Raw genomic sequence first — 19,368 nt, forward strand, 5'->3', positions numbered from 1 at the left:
TAAATTTCAAAAGGCTGTCTTATTTTGGAATATACGAAAATTATGATTTATTTTAGGAATTAACAACTTTTTGCATAAATTGGGGCAAAGCAGCAATAATGGAAGTTGGTAAGACAACATAATTATTCTCAGCAAGTTGTTGTGCAACTGCACTATGGCAATAAACGGCAGCTTCAATAACTAGCTTAGTAGGAGAATTTTTAAATTGGCCTAAAAAGGCAGCTATTATTCCGGCAAGTGTATCGCCCATTCCCCCAGTTGCCATATAAGGGCCGCCAATTGTTAATTTAGCAGTGGTTTGATCTGGATGATAAATTACTGTACCATTTTTTTTAAGTACAATGGTAGCTCCGGTTTGTTGTTGGACATGCAAATTTTGCTCAAGATCGTTTTGGTCTGCTATCCTAATGCCACTTAATCGTTGCCATTCCATCTGGTGTGGAGTCAGAATTGTTTGTTGGGGTAACAATTTAGGCCAATTTTCTTGTTGGCTTAAAATAGTTAATGCTGAACCATCAATGATTAGTTGTTGTTTGCCAGTAATTTGGCTTAAAACTTGTAATAATAAATCGCTAGCTAAGGAATCATTACCTAAACCAGGACCAATTACAATTACATCAGCCGACTGAACGGCGTTTAATAAGCTTGGGCGATTTTTGTAGTCGAGAAACATTGCTTCTGGAACAATTGTATGTAAAGCAGTCAAATTGGCCGAATTACAGGCACAGGTTACTAAACCAGCTCCGGCATGAACGGCAGCGCTTGTAGTCATAATAATTGCCCCACCATAATTTAGATTACCACCGATTGTCACAATGCGACCAAAAGTACCTTTATAGCTATTTGCTGGACGCACTTTAACTACTTGTTTTAGGATATCAGGTTTAATCAATTTCATTTTTATCCTCCAAAAACAATATTTAAATCAAATACCATTTTAACCCTCTTTGCCTTGAAAAAGATACTTTATAAAAATTTTCCGATGGAAATATATGAATTATTCAAAAATGCGAACACTTTTAGTTGGGTAGTTTTGAATTTTTGTGTTTTTAGGGGTAAAATTAATATGATAAATAAAAGATAGGAGGTTAAAAGCATGCAGAAAAGTTTTATTCAAGAACTTGAAGCTAATGTATTGGCAGAAGACGAAACTTCAAAGACTTATTTGGTGCCAAGTAAAAAGGAACGTTTAGCAGTCAAAATTGATAAGGAAGTTTTAAAAAGGCTATCTGATAATCAAAAACTTGAACGCATGTTGAAAAACTTATTAAAGATGAACTCTAAAAGTACTACTCAAGAGCTCATAAATATAAACAAACGTAATTATCGTATTTTTGTCTAATCATTTTAATTTGGGTAATTAGTCCTGCTGAAACAAAGGGGGAAAAGTAGTGTTTTTGACAACAGGTGATGTAAATCGCTCATATGTAATTTTAGGGATCGTAAATGCAACAGTCAAACGAACGTTGCTAGCTGATGAAATTGATGAGCTTGCTGAGTATGATGAGTTATATAACGAAGTGAAGACAAAAATGGTTGATCGTGCCGTGACTAAAAACGGCGATGGCCTTTTACAAGTGCGATTTGTTCCACAAATTGTCCAAGTTGGCCCTGGACCTAAGTATATGCTTTTGCATGGTTATGGAACTGCTGTCAGATTCCCTAGCAAAAAGTAATCAATGCATGACGACAACATCGGCTTGGGCATTTTTAATTACATAACTGGAAACTGATCCGGTAAAAAAACGCTGCAGATGATTTTTTCGAGAACTACTTAATACAATTAAGTCATTTTGGTATTCAGTGGGAAATTCCTGAGCAACAATGATTCTGGGATCACCAATTCGCAAATGAACATGAACTTGATATATTGACGAACCTGAAATAATTAAACGCCGCTTGATTATTTCTAATTGGCCGATAGACTTTTCTTCCAAATGATATAAGCTTTCGCTTGAAAGCTCAATCTGAGTATTACCAAAACCGGCAATTGCAGGATCGAGCACATATAAGATATCTAATTGGATATTGTTTTTATTGGCATATTCAGCGGTGCGCTCTAAAGCTGTGATATTATTTTCTGATTGATCAGTTGCAAATAAAATTCTTTGATAGGGTTGGGTCATGTAAACACTTCCTACTTATAATTAACTAAGGAATTTATTAGTGAAACATTTTTATTATTATAGGGCAAAAAAAGCTATCCTGCAATCTTTAAAAAAATTCAGGTGGCTTTTTATTATTATTTGGATATGATTTTTGAATCTCCAAGCTTGAGATATTGACTTTAATATTTTATGATTTCCTATTTTTCAATGATAGGCAACATCTATCAATCAATAAACAGATTTTGGTACTGAGAAAAAGCATATTGAAAAATACCGTCTCAGCTATTAGTTTTGAACCCTTAAGAATTGCTTCGGTAACGATAAAATAAATAGCTTGAAGCAGCTGTGAGTTAAAGTTTAGATTCTTTGACCTGTTCGAATATGGTGAGTATCAGGAAGCTCATTGACGAGTAGGCTTATTTTTATTTTTCGGGAAAGGCTTTTTGGAAAAACACGAAATGTTTAAAAAAATATTTATAATATTAAAATGCTTGGGGAAATTATTGACTGCAACAAAACAAACTAAACAATGCTAAGCTATACTAATTTAAGAAATAAAAAAAGCCTTCAAATCAATGATTTAAAGACTTTGAAATGATTCATTTTTAGTTAAGTATGCCCTCGGCAGGAGTCGAACCTGTACTTGGAAACCCAAACAGCGACCTGAACGCTGCGCGTCTGCCAATTCCGCCACGAGGGCAAAACAATAACAAAGATAATTATATTATATTGGTAACAATATGACAAGTTATTTTTAAAAATTTGACGTACCCTCAAATTAATTAGATGTTAGTCGTAGTTTGAGTTGCAATTCTGTGAAAATAATTCTAAAATTGTTATTAAATGTAAGCGCAAACATGGAGGAGAGATTATGGACAAAAATACTTATCAGTTAGATCGAGCAAAAATTTATTTATCGGAAACTCAGAAAGCAATTGAGTTTTTAGCTAATAACGATCGCTTATTGGCTGATTTGGTAATCAGAAATTTGCAAAGATCTTGTTCTTCAGAGTTGAAGAGTCAACGGATGAACGATACTAATTACCGAATTTTATTAGAAAAAATTTCGCAAATTTTTAGCCAAGGAATTGATCAGACTAAAGAATTAGAACAGATTCGCACAGCCTGTCATCGATTCATATTAAAATAATATTTTGCGATATTTAGCTGGTGTTGCCAGTTTATAGCGGACAGACCTGAACTGAGAATGGTATAATAGACTTAGCAAAGAGAAAGAAGTGACTGACAATGCAGCAAACTTATCGTGATATTTTGGTACCAGTTGATGGTTCAAAGAACTCTGAGCATGCTTTAGAGCAGGCAGTTGAAATCGCCAAAAGAAATCAAGGAAAAATTGAAATTTTAAATGTAATTGATATTAGAAATTTTAGTAATGCTTTTGGAAGTATGATGGATGCTAGTGGGGATGTGGTTTATTCATCATTCAACTCAGTTGAAGAATATTTAAATATGTTGAAAGAAAAAATTATTAAAAAGTATGATTTTAATCGGGTGAGAGTACATGCGCGATTTGGCTCACCACGCGTAGTTATTGCAAATGATTTTTTACGTGATTACCCAATTGACTTGATTGTAATGGGCAAAACAGGCTCAAATCCAGTTGAGCGCTTTTTGATTGGTTCAGTAACAGATTTTGTAACTCGTTCAGCCAGTTGCGACGTAATCATCATTCATCAATAAAAATCCTGACAGGAGGAAGATAGATGTCTAAACCTGAGTTAGTCGGTATGGTAATTCTAATTGTTTTGATTTCTTATAATTTTAAATTGAGCCTTTCTGTCAAACGTTTACGTAATCAAATTGGTAAAAAAAAGCTCAATGAATTATACCAAACTAAAAGTCAGCAATTGATTGATGTCATTCGTGAGAAAAGAAAATGGACTATTTTGAGTCAAATATTAATTTTTGCTAGTTTTATTGTTGCTTTAACAGGTGTAAAACTAGTGGTCTTGCTATACTTTTTGATTCTTTATACTTTCACGACAATTTATATCAATATTCTAACTAAACGAGTTTTTAAGAATTATGTTCAGCATTAATTGGGATTGCAAGGTTGTTTAAAAAGACTGATTTACCTTAAAAAAAGGCAGATCAGTTTTTTTAGTATCGTAATAATCTTTGTAAAAACGGCTACAACATACTAATGGAAGATAGCTTGGAAAAATAAAGTAAAAGGTAGTTTTTTTTCTGAAAGATTAAGTTATCATAGGAATTTGTTAAAAATAAATTGACATTTCTAATATATTTGTTATAATTCCTTTAATTGTTGTAACTTTTCATGGAGGGATTTTTATGGGTAAATTGTTTAGCAGGTTAACTTTAAAAGAGAATCCGAATGTTTATCAAGATAAGGATTCGCATTTGAAACAGGTTCTGACAGTCAAAGACTTTTTGGCTTTAGGGGTCGGAACGATTGTTTCAACGTCGATTTTTACATTACCAGGGGTGGTTGCTGCTCAGCATGCTGGTCCAGCGGTCGCACTGTCATTTTTGGTTGCTGCTATTGTAGCCGGTTTGGTTGCATTTGCCTATGCTGAAATGGCATCAGCAATGCCTTTTGCTGGTTCAGCATATTCTTGGATTAATGTTATTTTTGGAGAGTTTTTTGGTTGGGTTGCTGGCTGGGCTTTGCTGGCTGAATATTTTATTGCGGTTGCCTTTGTAGCTTCCGGACTTTCAGCTAATCTTCAAGGATTATTGCAACCGCTGGGCTTTACAATGCCCAAGCAGTTAGCTAGTGCCTTTGGAACAAATGGCGGTATGGTTGACGTAATTGCAGTTATTGTTGTTGTTCTGGTAGCTCTGTTATTATCGCATGGTGCTTCGGAAGCAGCGCGCGTTGAAAACTTGTTAGTTGTGCTGAAAGTTTTAGCAATTTTATTGTTCGTTTTTGTTGGAATGACTGCGCTAAAAGCTGCAAACTATGTTCCATTTATTCCTGCTTATCATCAAAACGCTGATGGTTCAGCTTTTGGTGGCTGGCAAGGAATCTATGCTGGTGTATCGTCGATCTTCTTATCTTATATTGGATTTGATTCGATCGCAGCAAACTCAGCTGAAGCTAAAAATCCACAAAAAACGATGCCACGCGGAATTTTGGGTTCATTAGCAATTGCAGTTGTTTTATTTGTCAGCGTTTCTTTAGTTTTAGTTGGTATGTTCAAATATACGGCATATGCTAATAATGCTGAACCAGTTGGTTGGGCTTTACGTGAGAGTGGCCATGGAACAATTGCGACCGTTGTTCAATCAGTTGCAGTTGTGGGAATGTTTACCGCTCTGATTGGCATGATGCTGGCAGGTTCTCGTTTACTTTATTCATTTGGGCGTGATGGTATGTTGCCAAAATGGTTAGGAAAATTAAATGATAATGATTTGCCGAATCATGCACTACTGGTGTTATCAATTGTTGGAATTATTTTGGGAGCCGTGTTTCCATTTGCTTTTTTGGCACAATTAGTTTCAGCTGGGACGTTGATTGCCTTTATGTTTGTTTCGTTGGGAGTTTATGCATTGCGTCCACGCGAAGGCAAAGATTTGCCGGTACCTAGCTTTAAAATGCCATTGTACCCAGTTTTGCCGACGATTGCTTTCCTAGGAGCCTTTTTGGTTTTCTGGGGCTTAGATAAAGATGCTAAGCTATATGCGCTTTTCTGGTTTATTTTTGGAATGATTCTGTATTTTTCATATGGTATTCGACATTCTTATTTAGCAAAAAGTCAAAGAAGTGATAATCGTGACGACAAATAAAGAACTTTTAGCTGCTGAAGCGGGAGCCTTAGCTAAAACGGCCCGAATTAAATATTTTGATATCGTGATTGATTCGGGTAAGGGTGCATTGTTAAAAGATGTGGAAGGTCATACGTATCTTGACTTGTTAGCTAGTGCGTCCTCAACAAACACTGGTCATGCTCATCCTAAAGTTGTTGCAGCCATTCAACAGCAGGCAGCAAAAATTATTCAATATACGCCGGCTTATTTTGCTAATTCTCCTGCAGCTGAGTTAGCGCAAAAGCTAGCTGATATTGCACCGATTAGTGGACCAGTAAAGGTTGCCTGGGGAAATTCAGGTTCAGATGCTAATGATGGAATTATCAAATTTGCACGGGCTTTTACTGGTCGCCAGTATCTGGTCAGTTTCATGGGGGCCTATCATGGGTCAACTTATGGTTCTTTATCAACTTCAGCTGTTAGTTTAAATATGGCTCGTAAAATTGGCCCGTTACTTCCTGGAGTTGTAAAGGTACCTTATCCTGACCCTTGGCATCGGTTGCCAGATGAAAGTGAGACAGCATTTGTTGATCGAATGTTTGCTGCATTCCTTGAACCTTTCAAAACATATCTACCGGCTGAGGAAACGGCAGTAATAATGATGGAACCAATTCAAGGTGATGGTGGCATTGCTAAGGCACCAACCGAATTCGTCAAACGGGTGGCTGATTTTGCTCATCAGCATGGAATTTTATTTGCAGTTGATGAAGTTAATCAAGGATTGGGTCGAACTGGTAAAATGTGGTCAATTCAACATTTTGGAATTGAACCAGATTTAATGTCAGTTGGAAAATCAATTGCTTCTGGCCTACCTCTAAGTGCAGTTGTTGGACGGGCTGAAGTTATGGATTCACTCCCAGCGCCGGGACATTTATTTACTACTTCTGGCAATCCAGTGACAACTGCGGCCGCTTTGGCAACTCTCGATGTAATTCAGGAAGAAAACTTGCCAGAACGTTCAGCTCGTTTAGGCAAGTTAGCGGCAGATTTTTTTGCAGAACAAGCTGAAAAGCATGCTTTTATTGGAAATTGGCGGATGTATGGTCTTGATGGTGGAATTGACATTGTTGATCCACAGACGAAAGCAGCTGATCCGGTTGCAACGACAAAGTTAATTTATCGGATTTTTCAATTAGGTGCAATCATGATTAGCTTGAAGGAAAATATTTTGCGTTTTCAACCGCCGTTAGTAATTACAGAAAAACAGTTGCAGCAAGCTTTTGCGATTTTGGCACAAGCTTTTGCCGAACTTGAGATGGGAAAACTGGTTTTACCAGAAAATGCAGCACAGATTGGCTGGTAAAAAATTTAATTTTTAATAGCGCCCTCTAGAAATTAGTCTAACGACTAGCTTCTGGAGGGCGCTATATTTTGGCGGTATTATTATTTTGAATAAGTTTTTAAGTTTGGCCAACGATCAAGCCAGTTTTTCCAATTAAGGCGTCGTTGATAGGCTGCCATCTTAGCTTTATTATTTAACCAAGTTGGATTTGGATGAATCTCAAAATTGAACAAGTCGTCAAGTCCGAATGGAGCAAGAATTTCAAATTCTCCTTGTTTAGAAATACTTACTCCAACTGCACTGCAGGTTTCAGGAATTGTCATTAGGGCATTTTCAACAGAATTACCAAAAGGTTGGTGACTAGTCGAATTATTTTGCCGAACATTTTGAATATTCCAAAGATATTTTGAATATTTCTGATTAATAATGGCCTTTTTAGTCAATAGTTTTTCGTAAGACAAACCTTGATCTGCAAAAAGAATGTCAATGTTTTCTTGCAGAATGTTGTACTTTTGCTGAGTAAGCTTATCCCAAACTAAATTACGGACTGCGCCTGCGGTCAAAACCGCTTCATTTATTTGTTGCTGTTTTAGAATTGTAAAAATTTCTTGAATTTCTGTTTGAGTTGATAGAAACTCAATTAGTTGTTGTTTATTGTTCAACTTTACTCCCTCCATAGTAATTCATTGTAGTTTTTTTTGGCAAGAAATAAAAGTTATTTTTAAATTTTAGAGATTATATCTGGATTATCGTGAAAAAAACCAAAAAATTTGTTATATTGTACATATGGAAGCGTTTAAATGTTGTTTGGAGGGATAGCAATGGCAAAAATTTTGGCAATTAATGCTGGTAGTTCTAGTTTGAAATTTAAACTATTTGAAATGCCTGCGGAGAAGGTTTTAGCAAGTGGGGTCTTTGAGAGAATCGGTTTGGCGCAAGGAAAAATTAAGATTAAGTCAACAACTGGTGTTTACACAAGTGAAGAGCCGTTAACGGATCATTCATACGCTGTTAAGCGCTTACTTGAATTGATGAGAGAACTTAAAATAATTATTGATTTTAATGAAATTATTGGAGTTGGACACCGCGTAGTTGCTGGTGGAGAATATTTTAAAAAATCAGTTATTGTTAATGGACAAGTTATTCGGCGGATCAATGATTTGGCAGAATATGCTCCTATTCATAATCCGGCTAATCTGATGGGAATTAAGGCTTTTCGTAAATTGTTACCTAAGGCTGTTTCAGTTGCAGTTTTTGATACTTCTTTTCATCAGACAATTCCCAAGACAAATTATTTATATAGTGTACCGTATGACTGGTATCACAAATATGGTGTCCGACGTTATGGGGCGCATGGTACTAGCCATCGATACGTTGCTAGTCTGGCAGCTAAATTAATGCAGCGGCCATTAAATGAATTAAAATTAATTAGTTGCCACCTAGGAGCTGGTGCTTCTTTATGTGCAATCAAAAACGGCAAGTCTTTTGATACTTCGATGGGCTTTACTCCATTAACCGGAATTACGATGGCTACTCGTTCTGGAGATACTGATGTAGCAATGATTTCATTTATGATGCAAAAATTAAATATGCATTCAATGCCTGAAGTAATTTATGATTTGAATAAAAAATCTGGTTTGCTGGGAATTTCTGGTGTCTCCTCTGACATGAGGGATATTTTGGCGGCTGCAGAACAAAAGAATGAACGGGCTCAGCTAGCTATTGATATATTTGTCAAAGATATTGTCAAATATATTGGAGCATACACAGCTGAAATGGGTGGTTTGGACGGTTTGATCTTTACAGCTGGTATTGGAGAAAATTCACCGGAAATCAGAGAATTAGTAACTCAGAGAATAGCCTATCTAGGAATTGATCTTGATCAAAAGCTTAATCAGGTGCGCGGCAAACCAGTCATTATTTCACAGCCAGCTTCAAAAGTGGAGGTAATGACAATCCCCACTAATGAAGAATTGATGATTGCGCGCGATGTTGAAGAATTGATTAAAGAATCAAGCGTAAAAAAAGCAGCAAATTTCTAATTTGACTTTTTATTTTAAGAAAAGAAGCGAAAAAGGTTCACAAACGAAAGAAAAAGTGTTAGATTATTCAAGTCGACATAGTCAGATTCTTTTTTTAGGGGGTTTTGTCATGAGCAACAAGTTTGATATCATCCATGAGTATCAAGTAGTTGAAGCGAAATTGGCTGAACTGGATCAAGTTTGTGAAAGAATCAGTGAAACCAATCGTGGAAGGCACTTGCTTGAGGCTTACGATGAAAAACGGCAGCAATTATCTGCCGAAAAAGATCGTTTGGGTGCTATTTTGGAAGCAATGTCAGCTGCGGAAGATTAAAGCTGATAATCGTTTAGTAAGTTTGAAAATAATAGCTGTTATTCGGATTTGAATCTGAATAACAGCTTTTTTTACAATATACGGCTAATTTTAGCAAGTTATTCGGGAAATCTATAGCTGTATACGTATAAAAATAAAATAATGCTAAATAAAGTTCGATATTTCTTTGACAATACCAGCTTGATTTGCTAAGCTTATGGCAAATGGAGGGATCAAATTGAATCAACAAGTCAGTGTAGTTATGGGGAGTATCTCAGATTGGGAAACAATGAAACCAGCCGCAACAATTTTAGCTGATTTCGGAATAAAATTTGAAAAAAAAGTTATCTCAGCTCATCGAATGCCAGCGGAGATGTTTTCTTTTGCCCAACAAGCAGCAGACCGTGGAATAAAAGTAATTATTGCTGGAGCAGGTGGAGCAGCTCACTTACCAGGAATGCTTGCTGCTAATACGACTTTGCCGGTGATTGGTGTACCGGTTAAAACTCATGCACTTAATGGAATGGATTCACTTTTGTCAATTGTCCAGATGCCAGCAGGAGTGCCAGTTGCTACGACGGCCATTGGCGTTGCGGGGGCTAAGAATGCGGCTTTATTGGCAATTGAAATCTTAGGAATTGAAAATGCATCATTGATTGCTAAGTTAGTTGAATTTCGTCAAAGCCAACATGATGCAGCTTTAGAAAGTGGTGAAAAACTTGACTGAAATGTTTAGACCAGGAAAAACAATTGGAATTATTGGCGGTGGTCAGCTAGGACAAATGTTAACTTTTTCCGCAAAAAAGGCCGGTTTTAGGGTGATAATTCTTGATCCCAATCCTGATTGTTCAGCTGGACAAGCTGCCGATGACCAGATTGTGGCTGAATATGCTGATCGGCAGGCTATTGAAAAATTAGCAAAAAAAGCAGATGTCTTAACCTATGAATTTGAAAATGTTGATTTGAAAGCACTTGAGGCGGTTCAGACAGAAGTCTCAATCCCACAAGGTACTCAGTTACTGTCAATTACTAAAAATCGCTTGCGAGAAAAGACCTTTTTGCGCGATAATGGACTACAAGTGGCACCATTTGCAGCTGTTAAAAGTCAAGCAGATTTAACAGCTGCTTTAGCTAAGATTGGATTTCCAGCTGTTTTGAAAACTTGCGAAGGTGGTTATGATGGTAAAGCACAAATTGTTTTACAAAGTCAAGCTGACCAAGCAGCGGCAAGTGATCTTTTAGCTTATGGTGAATGTATTTTGGAAGGCTGGGTTGATTTTTCGCATGAATGCTCAGTAATGGTTGGACGTAACTTGGCAGGGAAAATTTCACTTTTCCCAGTTAGCGAGAATATTCATCATCATCAAATTCTGCATGAAAGCATCGTACCAGCCAGAATTACACTGGCAGCTCAACAAGCAGCTCAGGAGATGGCTGAAAAAATTGCGACAGCAATTAATTTATGCGGTATTTTAGGTGTTGAGTTTTTCCTAGGAAAAGATGGTCAGCTGTATGTTAATGAGTTGGCCCCACGTCCGCATAATTCTGGTCATTATTCAATTGAAGCCTGTGATTTTTCACAGTTTGACGTACATAATCGGGCTATTTGTAATTGGCCGCTACCCAAAATTCACTTATTGAAATCGGTTGTTATGGTTAATGTTCTTGGTCAGCATGTTGCTGGAGTTGAACAATTGATTGCTCGGAAACCTCAATGGCAATTTCATGACTATGGCAAAGGAGAAATTCGCCAGGATCGGAAAATGGGACATATAACGATTTTAACCGATGATATTAAGGCTACTTTGACAGAGATTCAAGCAACAAAAATCTGGGATTAGCATAAAGGAGAAAATTATGATTTCAAGATATACCCGTCCAGAAATGGCAGCAATTTGGAATGATGAAAAAAAGTATCAGTGTTGGTTGGAAGTTGAGTTAGCTGCAGACGAAGCTTGGTCAAAGTTAGGTCATATTCCAGCTACCGATGTTGAAAAATTACAGCAACACGCTAAGTTTAATGTTGAACGGATTCAAGAAATTGAAGCTGTTACCCATCATGATGTAATTGCCTTTACCCGTTGTTTGTCTGAATCACTAGGGCCTGAAAAAAAGTGGGTTCATTATGGGTTGACTAGCACCGATGTGGTTGATACAGCTTATGGTTATCAATTGAAACAAGTTAATGAGATTTTGCGACAGGATTTGGCTGATTTTAAAGCGATTGTTGCCAAACAAGCATTGAAGTACAAAGATACGGTCATGATGGGACGCACTCATGGAGTACATGCAGAACCAACCACCTTTGGTTTGAAGCTAGCACGTTGGTATTCAGAAATTAAACGTGATATTGAACGTTTTGAACACGCAGCTGCCGGAGTTGAGGCAGGAAAAATCAGTGGAGCAGTTGGGACTTTCGCTAACATTGACCCATTTGTTGAAAAATATGTTTGTCAGAAATTAGGAATTCGCGCTCAAGAAATCTCCAGTCAGGTTTTGCCACGTGATTTACATGCTGAATATTTAGCAACTTTAGCTTTGATTGCAACAAGTCTAGAAGAATTTGCAACTGAAATTCGTGGCTTGCAAAAATCAGAAACGCGTGAAGTCGAAGAACATTTCGCAAAGGGACAAAAGGGTTCGTCGGCAATGCCGCATAAACGCAATCCAATTGGCTCAGAAAATATTTGTGGTTTAGCACGAGTAATTCGTGGTCATATGGTAACAGCTTACGAAGATGTTTCTTTATGGCATGAAAGAGATATTTCACACTCTTCAGCTGAAAGAATTATTTTGCCAGATACAACGATTTTGCTTGATTATATGCTGCATCGTTTTGGTAAGATTTTGGAAAGTTTGACTGTTTTCCCTGAAAATATGAAACGCAATATGGGACGAACTTTTGGTTTGATTTATAGTGGTCGTGTTTTGCTGAAATTAATTGACAAAGGCATGAGTCGTGAAGCTGCCTATGATTTAATTCAACCTAAAACGGCTCAATCATGGGATCAGCAAGTACAATTTCGACCATTGTTGGAAAAAGATCCCGAGATTACTTCGCGTTTGTCTACGGACGATTTGGATGATGCTTTTGATTATCATTGGCACTTGCGTCGAGTAGATGAAATTTTTCAACGTGTTGGTTTAGAAGAAAAGTAATTAATTTAAATCGTATTTAAAAAATAAATAACTGCTGAGATTGACCAGATATTTTGGTCAATTTTTTTGTCTTGATAGAACTTGAACAAACATTATTTTTAAAGCACAATATTATTTTGGCTTTTAGAAGAGCAATATTCTTATATATGACAGATATGAGAGGATCTTAGCGGATTCCAATCTTTTATACCGAATAAAAATTAACAAATACACTAAAAAACATTTAAAAGTTCGTGTTTTGTCTATTGACTAAACGGCGTAAAATTGTTAATCTTTATGGTAAATAGCGATTGTTAATTACTTAACTTGCTATAAATATTCGTGTTTTATGAAAGGGTGGCAGTTTCTAATGGCAAAAATGATTTATGCCGGAAAAGCAAAGCAACTTTGGACAACTGATGATGAGCAATTACTTCGCGTAGTTTATACAAATCAGGCAACCGCACTTAATGGAAAACGCAAGGATCAGATTAGTGGAAAAGGTGAATTGAATAATCAAATTTCAACGCTGATTTTTGAATACTTGTCAGCACACGGTATTCCAACTCATTTTGTCAAGAAACTGTCAGCTACTGAAGAAATAGTTAAACGAGTTAAAATTATTCCTTTAGAAGTTGTTACCCGTAATCTTGGAGCTGGTCATTTTGCTTCTCGCTTTGGTGTTAAAGAAGGCTTGAAATTCAGCCAACCTGTTGAAGAACTTTATTATAAGAGTGATGAGTTAGCAGATCCTTTTATGAATGAATCACAAGCAGCTGCTTTAGGAATTGCAAATGCCGAAGAAATTAAGCAAATTTGGGAAATATCTCGTCAAGTTAATCAGCTTTTAAGTTCGTTATTTGCTGAAGTTGGGCTGGATTTAGTTGATTTTAAATTAGAGTTTGGCAAAACGGCGACCGGAGAAATTATTTTAGCCGATGAATTTTCGCCAGATAATTGTCGCTTGTGGGATCAAAAAACTAAACAACATATGGATAAAGATGTTTTTCGCCGTGATCTGGGTGATTTAGCTCCGATTTATCAAGAAGTTTTACGTCGCTTGACAACCAAATTGGGAGCGTGAAGAAAATGAAAAAAGTTAGAATTTTTGTCACCTACAAGGAATCAGTATTTGATCCACAAGGTGAAACAATTACTGCGGCTGTTAAAAGTTTAGGCTTCCCAGAAGTTAAAAAAATTGGTGTTGGTAAATTTTTCGATATTACATTATCAGATGAAGCTGACCTTGATCAAACAATTCCAGCAATCTCTGAAAAACTATTAGTGAATTTTAACTTAGAAACTTATCGCTATCAAGTATTGGAGGAGCAAAAATGAAAGTTGCAGTGGTCGTTTTTCCTGGGTCAAATTGTGACATTGATTTATATGAAGCTTTGACATCAGTTTGTCAAGTTGAAGCGGAATATGTATCATATCAGCAAAATACTTTGACCGGGTTTGATGCTGTTATGCTGCCAGGCGGCTTTTCTTATGGAGATTATTTACGTTGTGGAGCAATTGCACGTTTTAGCAACATTATGCCAGCAATTCAAGCATTTGCCGCTCAAGGAAAACCGGTTTTTGGAACTTGTAATGGATTTCAAATCTTGACTGAAGCAGGTTTATTGCCAGGTGCTCTGAAACAAAATGATTCATTAAAATTTGTCTGCAAAACAGTTGCTTTGAAAGTAGAAAATAACCAAACCATTTTCACTAATCAGTATCACACTGGAGAAGTAATTCAGCTACCAATTGCGCATGCTGATGGTAGCTATTACGCTGATCCACAAACTTTAGCTGCTTTGGAAGCTAATCACCAAATTGTTTTCCGCTATGCTGCTGAAAATCCCAATGGTAGTTTAAATAATATTGCTGGAATTACTAATCGCCGAGGAAATGTGTTAGGAATGATGCCACATCCAGAACGGGCAGTTGAATCAATTTTAGGCAATACTGATGGTTTGCGGCTTTTTAAATCATTATTGGATAGCCAATCAGTTAAGGAGGCAGTACATTAATGGTAAAAGAATTAACGCCAACACAAATTCAGCAGCAAAAGCCTTATCTTGCTTGGGGCTTAAGCGAAAAAGAATATGATTATATCAGCAAACAGCTAATTAAACGATTGCCCAATTATACTGAAACGGGGCTGTTTGCAGTTATGTGGAGTGAACACTGCTCTTACAAAATGTCCAAACCAGTTTTGCGTGAGTTCCCCAATACTGGGAAGCGTGTTTTGCAAGGCCCTGGCGAAGGAGCTGGTATTCTAGATATCGGGGATAATCAGGCGGTTGTTTTTAAAGCGGAAAGTCATAATCATCCTTCCGCGGTTGAACCCTATGAAGGGGCAGCTACAGGAGTTGGCGGTATTATTCGTGATATTTTCAGTATGGGAGCACGACCAATTGCGATGCTTGATTCACTGCATTTTGGCGAAATTAACCATCCACGAACAAAATATTTAATCAATGAAATTGTTGCTGGAATTGGCGGATATGGTAACTGTATGGGAATTCCAACAGTTGGTGGTGAAACGACTTTTGATCCTTGTTATGCTGGTAATCCCTTAGTTAATGCGATGTGTGTCGGAGTTATGGATCAATCTGACATGCAAAAGGGGCGGGCTACGGGAGTTGGTAATGCAGTCATGTATGTCGGTGCCAAAACTGGTCGTGACGGTATTCATGGAGCAACCTTTGCTTCTGCCGATTTTGCTGATGATAAGGAAACTCAGCGCTCAGCGGTTCAAGTTGGAGATCCCTTTATGGAAAAACTATTATTGGAGGCTTGTTTGGAATTAACTCACAAGCATCATGATTGGTTGGTAGGAATTCAAGACATGGGAGCTGCCGGGTTAGTTTCTTCAAGTTGTGAAATGGCTTCTAAGGCTGATAGTGGGATGGAACTGGATTTGGATTTAGTTCCACAGCGTGAACCGGCGATGTCAGCTTACGAAATTATGTTGAGTGAATCACAGGAGCGAATGTTACTGTGTATCAGAAAGGGTTTTGAAAAACCAGTTCAGGATTTATTCAAGGGTTATGGTCTTGAAGCAGTAGTAATTGGGCGAGTAACTAAGGGTCATCAGTATATCTTGAATCATCAAGGAAAACAGGTAACGGATATTCCAGTTAGCTCGCTAACAGATGATGTTTTAGAAGAACAAGGTGCTGAAAAAATGCCGCAGCGCTTGCAAGATATGCAATTCTCACATCAGTGGCAACCCACAGCTTTAAATGTTACAACTGCTTTTTATCAAATGCTGCAACAACCAACGATTGCTGCTAAGACTTCGATTACCCAGACTTATGATTCACAAGTGCGGACTAATACAGTCGTTGGTCCTGGCAGTGATGCAGCTGTGTTGAGAATTAGGCGAACAAAAAAAGGTTTAGCAATGACAACGGATGGTAATGGGCGCTTTGTTTATCTAAATCCAGAAGTTGGCGGTAAATTAGCTGTTTTAGAAGCAGCTGCAAATTTAGTTGCTAGTGGAGCGGAGCCGCTAGGAATTACTGATTGTTTGAATTATGGTGATCCACATGATCCTGAAGTTTATTGGGAACTGCATCAATCAGTCAAAGGAATGGCTGCCGCTTGCCGGGCGTTAGAAATACCAGTTATCTCAGGTAATGTATCGCTATATAATGAAACCAATCAACAAGCAATTTATCCGACACCGATGATTGGCATGGTTGGACTGGTTAAAAACATTCAGCAACATGCAACATTGAACCTAAAAACTTCGGGTGATCAATTGTTCTTAGTCGGAGATACCAGAGATGATTATGCAGGTAGTGAATTGCAAAAGATGTTACAGCATAAAATTGATGGTGAACTGAATGATATCGATTTGGCACAAAATATTGCTCAGTTGCGATTAGTTTTACAAAGTGTTCAAAGTGGGTTAACCAAGAGTGTTCATGATTTAAGCGAAGGTGGCTTGGCAATTGCTCTGGCTGAAAGTGCTTTTGGAACAGGACTTGGAATGAAAATTGACGTCAAATTAACTGATGCTCAGTTGTTCAGTGAAACACCTGGCCGCTTCTTAGTTTCAGTTGTTCCAGAAAAAGCAGCAGAATTCCGTCAATTAATGCGAGATCATGCTGTCTTAATTGGAAAAACAATTTCGCGGCCGGTACTGGAATTGACGACACTGACAGCTGCCTACCAATTAGATTTATTAAAGGCAGAGAAATTATGGGAGGACGCAATACCATGTCTGATGAAATCAAAGGCTTAAATGAAGAATGCGGTGTTTTTGGAGTTTTTGATGCCACAGATGCCAGCCGACTAACTTATTTTGCTTTACACAGTTTACAGCATCGTGGTCAAGAAGGCGCTGGCATTGTTAGTAGTGATGGTCAACAGCTGTATCAGTTTCGTAATCGTGGCTTGTTATCAGAGGTTTTTGCGGATAAAAAGGATTTAGCGGGATTGATTGGTCGTTCGGCAATTGGGCATGTTCGTTATGGAACGAGTGGTAATAATGTGTTAGCAAATGTACAGCCGTTTTTATTTCATTTTCATGATGGTGATGTTGCACTGGCACATAATGGCAACTTAACTAACGCACAGACACTTAAATCCCATTTAGAAGATGATGGGGCAATTTTTCAGTCAAGCTCAGATACAGAAATTTTAATTCATTTAATTCGTAAGAATCAGCATCTAAGTTTCATAGATGCATTGAAAAAAAGTTTAAATCAAGTTCGTGGAGGTTTTGCTTTTTTATTATTGCGTAAAGATTGTTTAGTCGCAGCTTTGGATCCGAATGGCTTTCGGCCACTATCAATTGGTCAGTTAGCTAACGGAGCTTATGTTGTTGCAAGTGAAACTTGTGCATTTGATATGATTGGAGCTAAATTTGTGCGGGATGTCTTGCCAGGTGAATTGATTGTAATTGATCAAGATGGACTACATGTTGATCATTATACAACTGACACCCAACTGGCAATTTGTTCAATGGAATATATTTATTTTTCGCGACCAGATTCAATTATTCATGGAGTAACAGTTCATAATGCTCGTAAGATGATGGGACGACTATTGGCACAGCAATCACCAGCTGACGTTGATATGGTAATTGGCGTGCCCAATTCATCATTGTCAGCGGCTAGTGGATATGCTGAAGAAAGTAATTTGCCATATGAAATGGGCTTAATTAAAAATCAGTATATTGCACGAACCTTCATTCAACCTACTCAAGAATTACGTGAACGTGGTGTTAAAATGAAATTATCAGCAGTTCGTGGGGTAGTTGAGGGAAAAAGGGTCGCAATTATTGATGATTCAATTGTTCGTGGAACAACTAGCAAGCAGATTGTACATTTGCTGCGCGAAGCTGGTGCTAAAGAAGTGCACATGCGAATTGCTTCCCCACCACTTCGTTTTCCGTGCTTTTATGGAATTGATATTTCAACTCGGTCAGAGTTAATGGCAGCAAACTATTCAGTTACTGAAATGTGTGAACAAATTGGAGCAGATTCACTGGAATTTTTGACGATTCCTAATTTAATTAAAGCAATTTCAGTCCCTGACGGCAAAAATACTCCCCATGGTGGTTTATGTGTAGCATATTTTGATGGAGATTATCCAACGCCACTTTATGATTATGAAGCTGGGTACTTAGCATCTTTGAAAAAACAACAAGCACGTGAGGTGATACAATAATGAATCGTTACCAACAAGCAGGTGTAGATGTTACTGCTGGCTATGAAATGGTTCAACGAATCAAAAAAAACGTTGCAGCTACGAAAAGAACCGGAGTAATGGGAGGATTTGGCAGTTTTGGCGGATTGTTTGATTTAGGTGCTTTAAACTTAAAACAGCCAGTATTAGTTTCTGGAACTGATGGTGTTGGGACTAAATTGCTAATCGCTCAAACAGCTAACCAACATCAAACAATTGGGATTGATTGTGTTGCAATGTGTGTTAATGATGTTTTAGCTCAAGGAGCAGAACCCTTATTTTTTCTCGATTATATTGCTGTTGGGCAGAACCGACCGGCTAAAATGGCACAGATTGTTAGTGGAGTTGCTGCGGGCTGCCAACAGGCTAAAATGGCTTTAATTGGTGGTGAAACGGCTGAAATGCCAGACATGTATGCTAAAGAGGAATATGACTTAGCTGGTTTTGCAGTTGGAGCGGCCGAAAAAGAGCAGTTGTTAACAGCAGAGTCTCCCCAAGCCGGAGATGTTTTGATTGGATTGCCGGCTTCGGGTTTGCATTCCAATGGCTTTTCACTTGTCAGACAAATTTTGTTTAAGGATCATCACCTGCAATTGGATTACAAACCAGTTGAATTAGGAGGTCGGAGTTTAGCGGAAGAACTATTAGTTCCAACCAAAATTTATGTTGCGGCAGTTTTACCGTTAGTCAAAGCCGGATTGCTGAACGGAATTAGTCATATTACTGGGGGAGGTCTTTATGAAAACCTACCACGGATGTTTGCCGACTCTTTGCAGGCAGTTTTGCAAGCTGATAGTTGGCCGAAATTACCGATTTTTAATTATTTGAAGAAACTTGGAGATTTATCGACAGCGGATTGTTTCCATACCTTTAATATGGGAATCGGTCTTGTTCTGGCTGTTGAACCTACAAAGGTAAAGCAGGTGCAGCAGCAATTACAAATTTCCGGTCAACCAAACTTTATTGTTGGCAAATTACAATCAAGACCAGCTAACCAAGCTAAGATTATGATTAAGTGAGGCG

General features: G+C 37.7%; 21 protein-coding genes and 1 tRNA gene. 18 read left to right on the forward strand and 4 right to left on the reverse strand.

The features are described 5' to 3' along the window. Nucleotides 1-52: 52 nt before the first annotated feature. Complete coding sequence (locus G6O73_RS01690; RefSeq protein ID WP_057886797.1) at nt 53-898, reverse strand: NAD(P)H-hydrate dehydratase; 846 nt, start codon at nt 896-898, stop codon at nt 53-55. Nucleotides 899-1,096: 198 nt separating this feature from the next. On the opposite strand from G6O73_RS01690, the gene G6O73_RS01695 reads away from it, so the two are divergent. Next, a complete protein-coding gene (locus G6O73_RS01695) occupies nt 1,097-1,342 on the forward strand; it encodes a hypothetical protein (protein WP_057886798.1) in 246 nt (81 codons plus the stop codon). Between the two features lie 49 nt (nt 1,343-1,391). Next, nucleotides 1,392-1,676: a hypothetical protein gene (locus G6O73_RS01700; RefSeq protein ID WP_057886799.1), complete on the forward strand. Its 285-nt coding sequence runs from the start codon at nt 1,392-1,394 to the stop codon at nt 1,674-1,676. Here the strand turns inward: G6O73_RS01700 and G6O73_RS01705 are convergent, their stop codons facing one another. Both G6O73_RS01705 and G6O73_RS01710 read right to left on the reverse strand, forming a co-directional pair. After that, nucleotides 1,677-2,126 (reverse strand): universal stress protein, encoded by a 450-nt coding sequence (locus G6O73_RS01705; protein WP_057886800.1) that lies wholly within the window; start codon nt 2,124-2,126, stop codon nt 1,677-1,679. A gap of 598 nt (nt 2,127-2,724) precedes the next feature. Further along, nucleotides 2,725-2,808: transfer RNA gene (locus tag G6O73_RS01710), tRNA-Leu, on the reverse strand. 171 nt (nt 2,809-2,979) lie between these two features. On the opposite strand from G6O73_RS01710, the gene G6O73_RS01715 reads away from it, so the two are divergent. The 5 genes from G6O73_RS01715 to G6O73_RS01735 all read left to right on the forward strand — a co-directional run bounded on the left by G6O73_RS01715 (nt 2,980) and on the right by G6O73_RS01735 (nt 7,203). After that, nucleotides 2,980-3,258 (forward strand): hypothetical protein, encoded by a 279-nt coding sequence (locus G6O73_RS01715; protein WP_057886801.1) that lies wholly within the window; start codon nt 2,980-2,982, stop codon nt 3,256-3,258. A 98-nt stretch (nt 3,259-3,356) separates the two neighbouring features. Beyond that, nucleotides 3,357-3,809, forward strand: a complete 453-nt coding sequence (locus tag G6O73_RS01720) for a universal stress protein (RefSeq protein ID WP_057886802.1) — start codon at nt 3,357-3,359, stop codon at nt 3,807-3,809. Nucleotides 3,810-3,832: 23 nt separating this feature from the next. After that, on the forward strand, nt 3,833-4,168 hold the full coding sequence (locus G6O73_RS01725; RefSeq protein WP_057886803.1) for a hypothetical protein: 336 nt from the start codon (nt 3,833-3,835) through the stop codon (nt 4,166-4,168). A gap of 253 nt (nt 4,169-4,421) precedes the next feature. Then, on the forward strand, nt 4,422-5,879 hold the full coding sequence (locus G6O73_RS01730; RefSeq protein WP_057886804.1) for an APC family permease: 1,458 nt from the start codon (nt 4,422-4,424) through the stop codon (nt 5,877-5,879). Beyond that, on the forward strand, nt 5,866-7,203 hold the full coding sequence (locus tag G6O73_RS01735) for an aspartate aminotransferase family protein (RefSeq protein ID WP_057886805.1): 1,338 nt from the start codon (nt 5,866-5,868) through the stop codon (nt 7,201-7,203). The genes G6O73_RS01730 and G6O73_RS01735 overlap by 14 nt, the downstream gene beginning before the upstream one ends. A gap of 80 nt (nt 7,204-7,283) precedes the next feature. On the opposite strand, the gene G6O73_RS01740 is transcribed toward G6O73_RS01735, so the two are convergent. Further along, nucleotides 7,284-7,844, reverse strand: a complete 561-nt coding sequence (locus tag G6O73_RS01740; RefSeq protein ID WP_057886806.1) for a nucleotidyltransferase family protein — start codon at nt 7,842-7,844, stop codon at nt 7,284-7,286. Nucleotides 7,845-8,003: 159 nt separating this feature from the next. Here G6O73_RS01740 and G6O73_RS01745 point away from each other — a divergent pair, with 159 nt between their 5' ends. The 11 genes from G6O73_RS01745 to purM all read left to right on the forward strand — a co-directional run bounded on the left by G6O73_RS01745 (nt 8,004) and on the right by purM (nt 19,364). Then, on the forward strand, nt 8,004-9,224 hold the full coding sequence (locus G6O73_RS01745) for an acetate/propionate family kinase (protein ID WP_057886807.1): 1,221 nt from the start codon (nt 8,004-8,006) through the stop codon (nt 9,222-9,224). A gap of 109 nt (nt 9,225-9,333) precedes the next feature. Continuing rightward, nucleotides 9,334-9,537 carry a hypothetical protein gene (locus G6O73_RS01750; RefSeq protein ID WP_057886808.1) on the forward strand — a complete coding sequence of 68 codons (204 nt, stop codon included), beginning with the start codon at nt 9,334-9,336 and terminating at the stop codon, nt 9,535-9,537. Between the two features lie 196 nt (nt 9,538-9,733). Beyond that, on the forward strand, nt 9,734-10,243 hold the full coding sequence (gene purE, locus G6O73_RS01755; RefSeq protein ID WP_187327521.1) for a 5-(carboxyamino)imidazole ribonucleotide mutase: 510 nt from the start codon (nt 9,734-9,736) through the stop codon (nt 10,241-10,243). Nucleotide 10,244: 1 nt separating this feature from the next. Further along, complete coding sequence (gene purK, locus G6O73_RS01760; protein WP_083478575.1) at nt 10,245-11,357, forward strand: 5-(carboxyamino)imidazole ribonucleotide synthase; 1,113 nt, start codon at nt 10,245-10,247, stop codon at nt 11,355-11,357. Between the two features lie 16 nt (nt 11,358-11,373). Then, entirely contained in the window at nt 11,374-12,675 is a 1,302-nt protein-coding gene (gene purB, locus G6O73_RS01765; RefSeq protein ID WP_057886811.1) for an adenylosuccinate lyase, read from the forward strand. A 349-nt stretch (nt 12,676-13,024) separates the two neighbouring features. After that, the gene (purC, locus tag G6O73_RS01770) at nt 13,025-13,738 is read left to right on the forward strand and encodes a phosphoribosylaminoimidazolesuccinocarboxamide synthase (protein ID WP_057886812.1); all 714 of its coding nucleotides are present in this window, start codon (nt 13,025-13,027) and stop codon (nt 13,736-13,738) included. A gap of 5 nt (nt 13,739-13,743) precedes the next feature. Then, on the forward strand, nt 13,744-13,992 hold the full coding sequence (purS, locus tag G6O73_RS01775; RefSeq protein WP_057886813.1) for a phosphoribosylformylglycinamidine synthase subunit PurS: 249 nt from the start codon (nt 13,744-13,746) through the stop codon (nt 13,990-13,992). Further along, nucleotides 13,989-14,672 (forward strand): phosphoribosylformylglycinamidine synthase subunit PurQ, encoded by a 684-nt coding sequence (gene purQ, locus G6O73_RS01780; RefSeq protein ID WP_057886814.1) that lies wholly within the window; start codon nt 13,989-13,991, stop codon nt 14,670-14,672. Before purS ends, purQ begins: the two co-directional genes overlap by 4 nt. Beyond that, on the forward strand, nt 14,672-16,897 hold the full coding sequence (gene purL, locus G6O73_RS01785) for a phosphoribosylformylglycinamidine synthase subunit PurL (protein ID WP_057886815.1): 2,226 nt from the start codon (nt 14,672-14,674) through the stop codon (nt 16,895-16,897). Before purQ ends, purL begins: the two co-directional genes overlap by 1 nt. After that, nucleotides 16,873-18,327 carry an amidophosphoribosyltransferase gene (gene purF, locus G6O73_RS01790; protein WP_057886816.1) on the forward strand — a complete coding sequence of 485 codons (1,455 nt, stop codon included), beginning with the start codon at nt 16,873-16,875 and terminating at the stop codon, nt 18,325-18,327. Before purL ends, purF begins: the two co-directional genes overlap by 25 nt. Further along, nucleotides 18,327-19,364, forward strand: a complete 1,038-nt coding sequence (gene purM / locus G6O73_RS01795; RefSeq protein ID WP_057886817.1) for a phosphoribosylformylglycinamidine cyclo-ligase — start codon at nt 18,327-18,329, stop codon at nt 19,362-19,364. The genes purF and purM overlap by 1 nt, the downstream gene beginning before the upstream one ends. The last annotated feature ends 4 nt before the right edge of the window (nt 19,365-19,368 follow it).

It is taken from the genome of Liquorilactobacillus nagelii DSM 13675, assembly GCF_019444005.1.
Lineage (GTDB): Bacteria > Bacillota > Bacilli > Lactobacillales > Lactobacillaceae > Liquorilactobacillus > Liquorilactobacillus nagelii.

Bases quoted from the DNA above. Each gene is read 5' to 3' on its own strand.
- G6O73_RS01690 (WP_057886797.1), bottom strand. From the start codon at position 898: ATGAAATTGATTAAACCTGATATCCTAAAACAAGTAGTTAAAGTGCGT.
- purB (WP_057886811.1), top strand. From the start codon at position 11,374: ATGATTTCAAGATATACCCGTCCAGAAATGGCAGCAATTTGGAATGAT.
- purM (WP_057886817.1), top strand. From the start codon at position 18,327: ATGAATCGTTACCAACAAGCAGGTGTAGATGTTACTGCTGGCTATGAA.
- purK (WP_083478575.1), top strand. From the start codon at position 10,245: ATGTTTAGACCAGGAAAAACAATTGGAATTATTGGCGGTGGTCAGCTA.
- G6O73_RS01745 (WP_057886807.1), top strand. From the start codon at position 8,004: ATGGCAAAAATTTTGGCAATTAATGCTGGTAGTTCTAGTTTGAAATTT.
- G6O73_RS01750 (WP_057886808.1), top strand. From the start codon at position 9,334: ATGAGCAACAAGTTTGATATCATCCATGAGTATCAAGTAGTTGAAGCG.
- G6O73_RS01715 (WP_057886801.1), top strand. From the start codon at position 2,980: ATGGACAAAAATACTTATCAGTTAGATCGAGCAAAAATTTATTTATCG.
- G6O73_RS01720 (WP_057886802.1), top strand. From the start codon at position 3,357: ATGCAGCAAACTTATCGTGATATTTTGGTACCAGTTGATGGTTCAAAG.
- purF (WP_057886816.1), top strand. From the start codon at position 16,873: ATGTCTGATGAAATCAAAGGCTTAAATGAAGAATGCGGTGTTTTTGGA.
- G6O73_RS01705 (WP_057886800.1), bottom strand. From the start codon at position 2,126: ATGACCCAACCCTATCAAAGAATTTTATTTGCAACTGATCAATCAGAA.
- purC (WP_057886812.1), top strand. From the start codon at position 13,025: ATGGCAAAAATGATTTATGCCGGAAAAGCAAAGCAACTTTGGACAACT.
- purS (WP_057886813.1), top strand. From the start codon at position 13,744: ATGAAAAAAGTTAGAATTTTTGTCACCTACAAGGAATCAGTATTTGAT.
- purE (WP_187327521.1), top strand. From the start codon at position 9,734: ATGGCAAATGGAGGGATCAAATTGAATCAACAAGTCAGTGTAGTTATG.
- G6O73_RS01730 (WP_057886804.1), top strand. From the start codon at position 4,422: ATGGGTAAATTGTTTAGCAGGTTAACTTTAAAAGAGAATCCGAATGTT.
- G6O73_RS01725 (WP_057886803.1), top strand. From the start codon at position 3,833: ATGTCTAAACCTGAGTTAGTCGGTATGGTAATTCTAATTGTTTTGATT.
- purQ (WP_057886814.1), top strand. From the start codon at position 13,989: ATGAAAGTTGCAGTGGTCGTTTTTCCTGGGTCAAATTGTGACATTGAT.
- G6O73_RS01695 (WP_057886798.1), top strand. From the start codon at position 1,097: ATGCAGAAAAGTTTTATTCAAGAACTTGAAGCTAATGTATTGGCAGAA.
- purL (WP_057886815.1), top strand. From the start codon at position 14,672: ATGGTAAAAGAATTAACGCCAACACAAATTCAGCAGCAAAAGCCTTAT.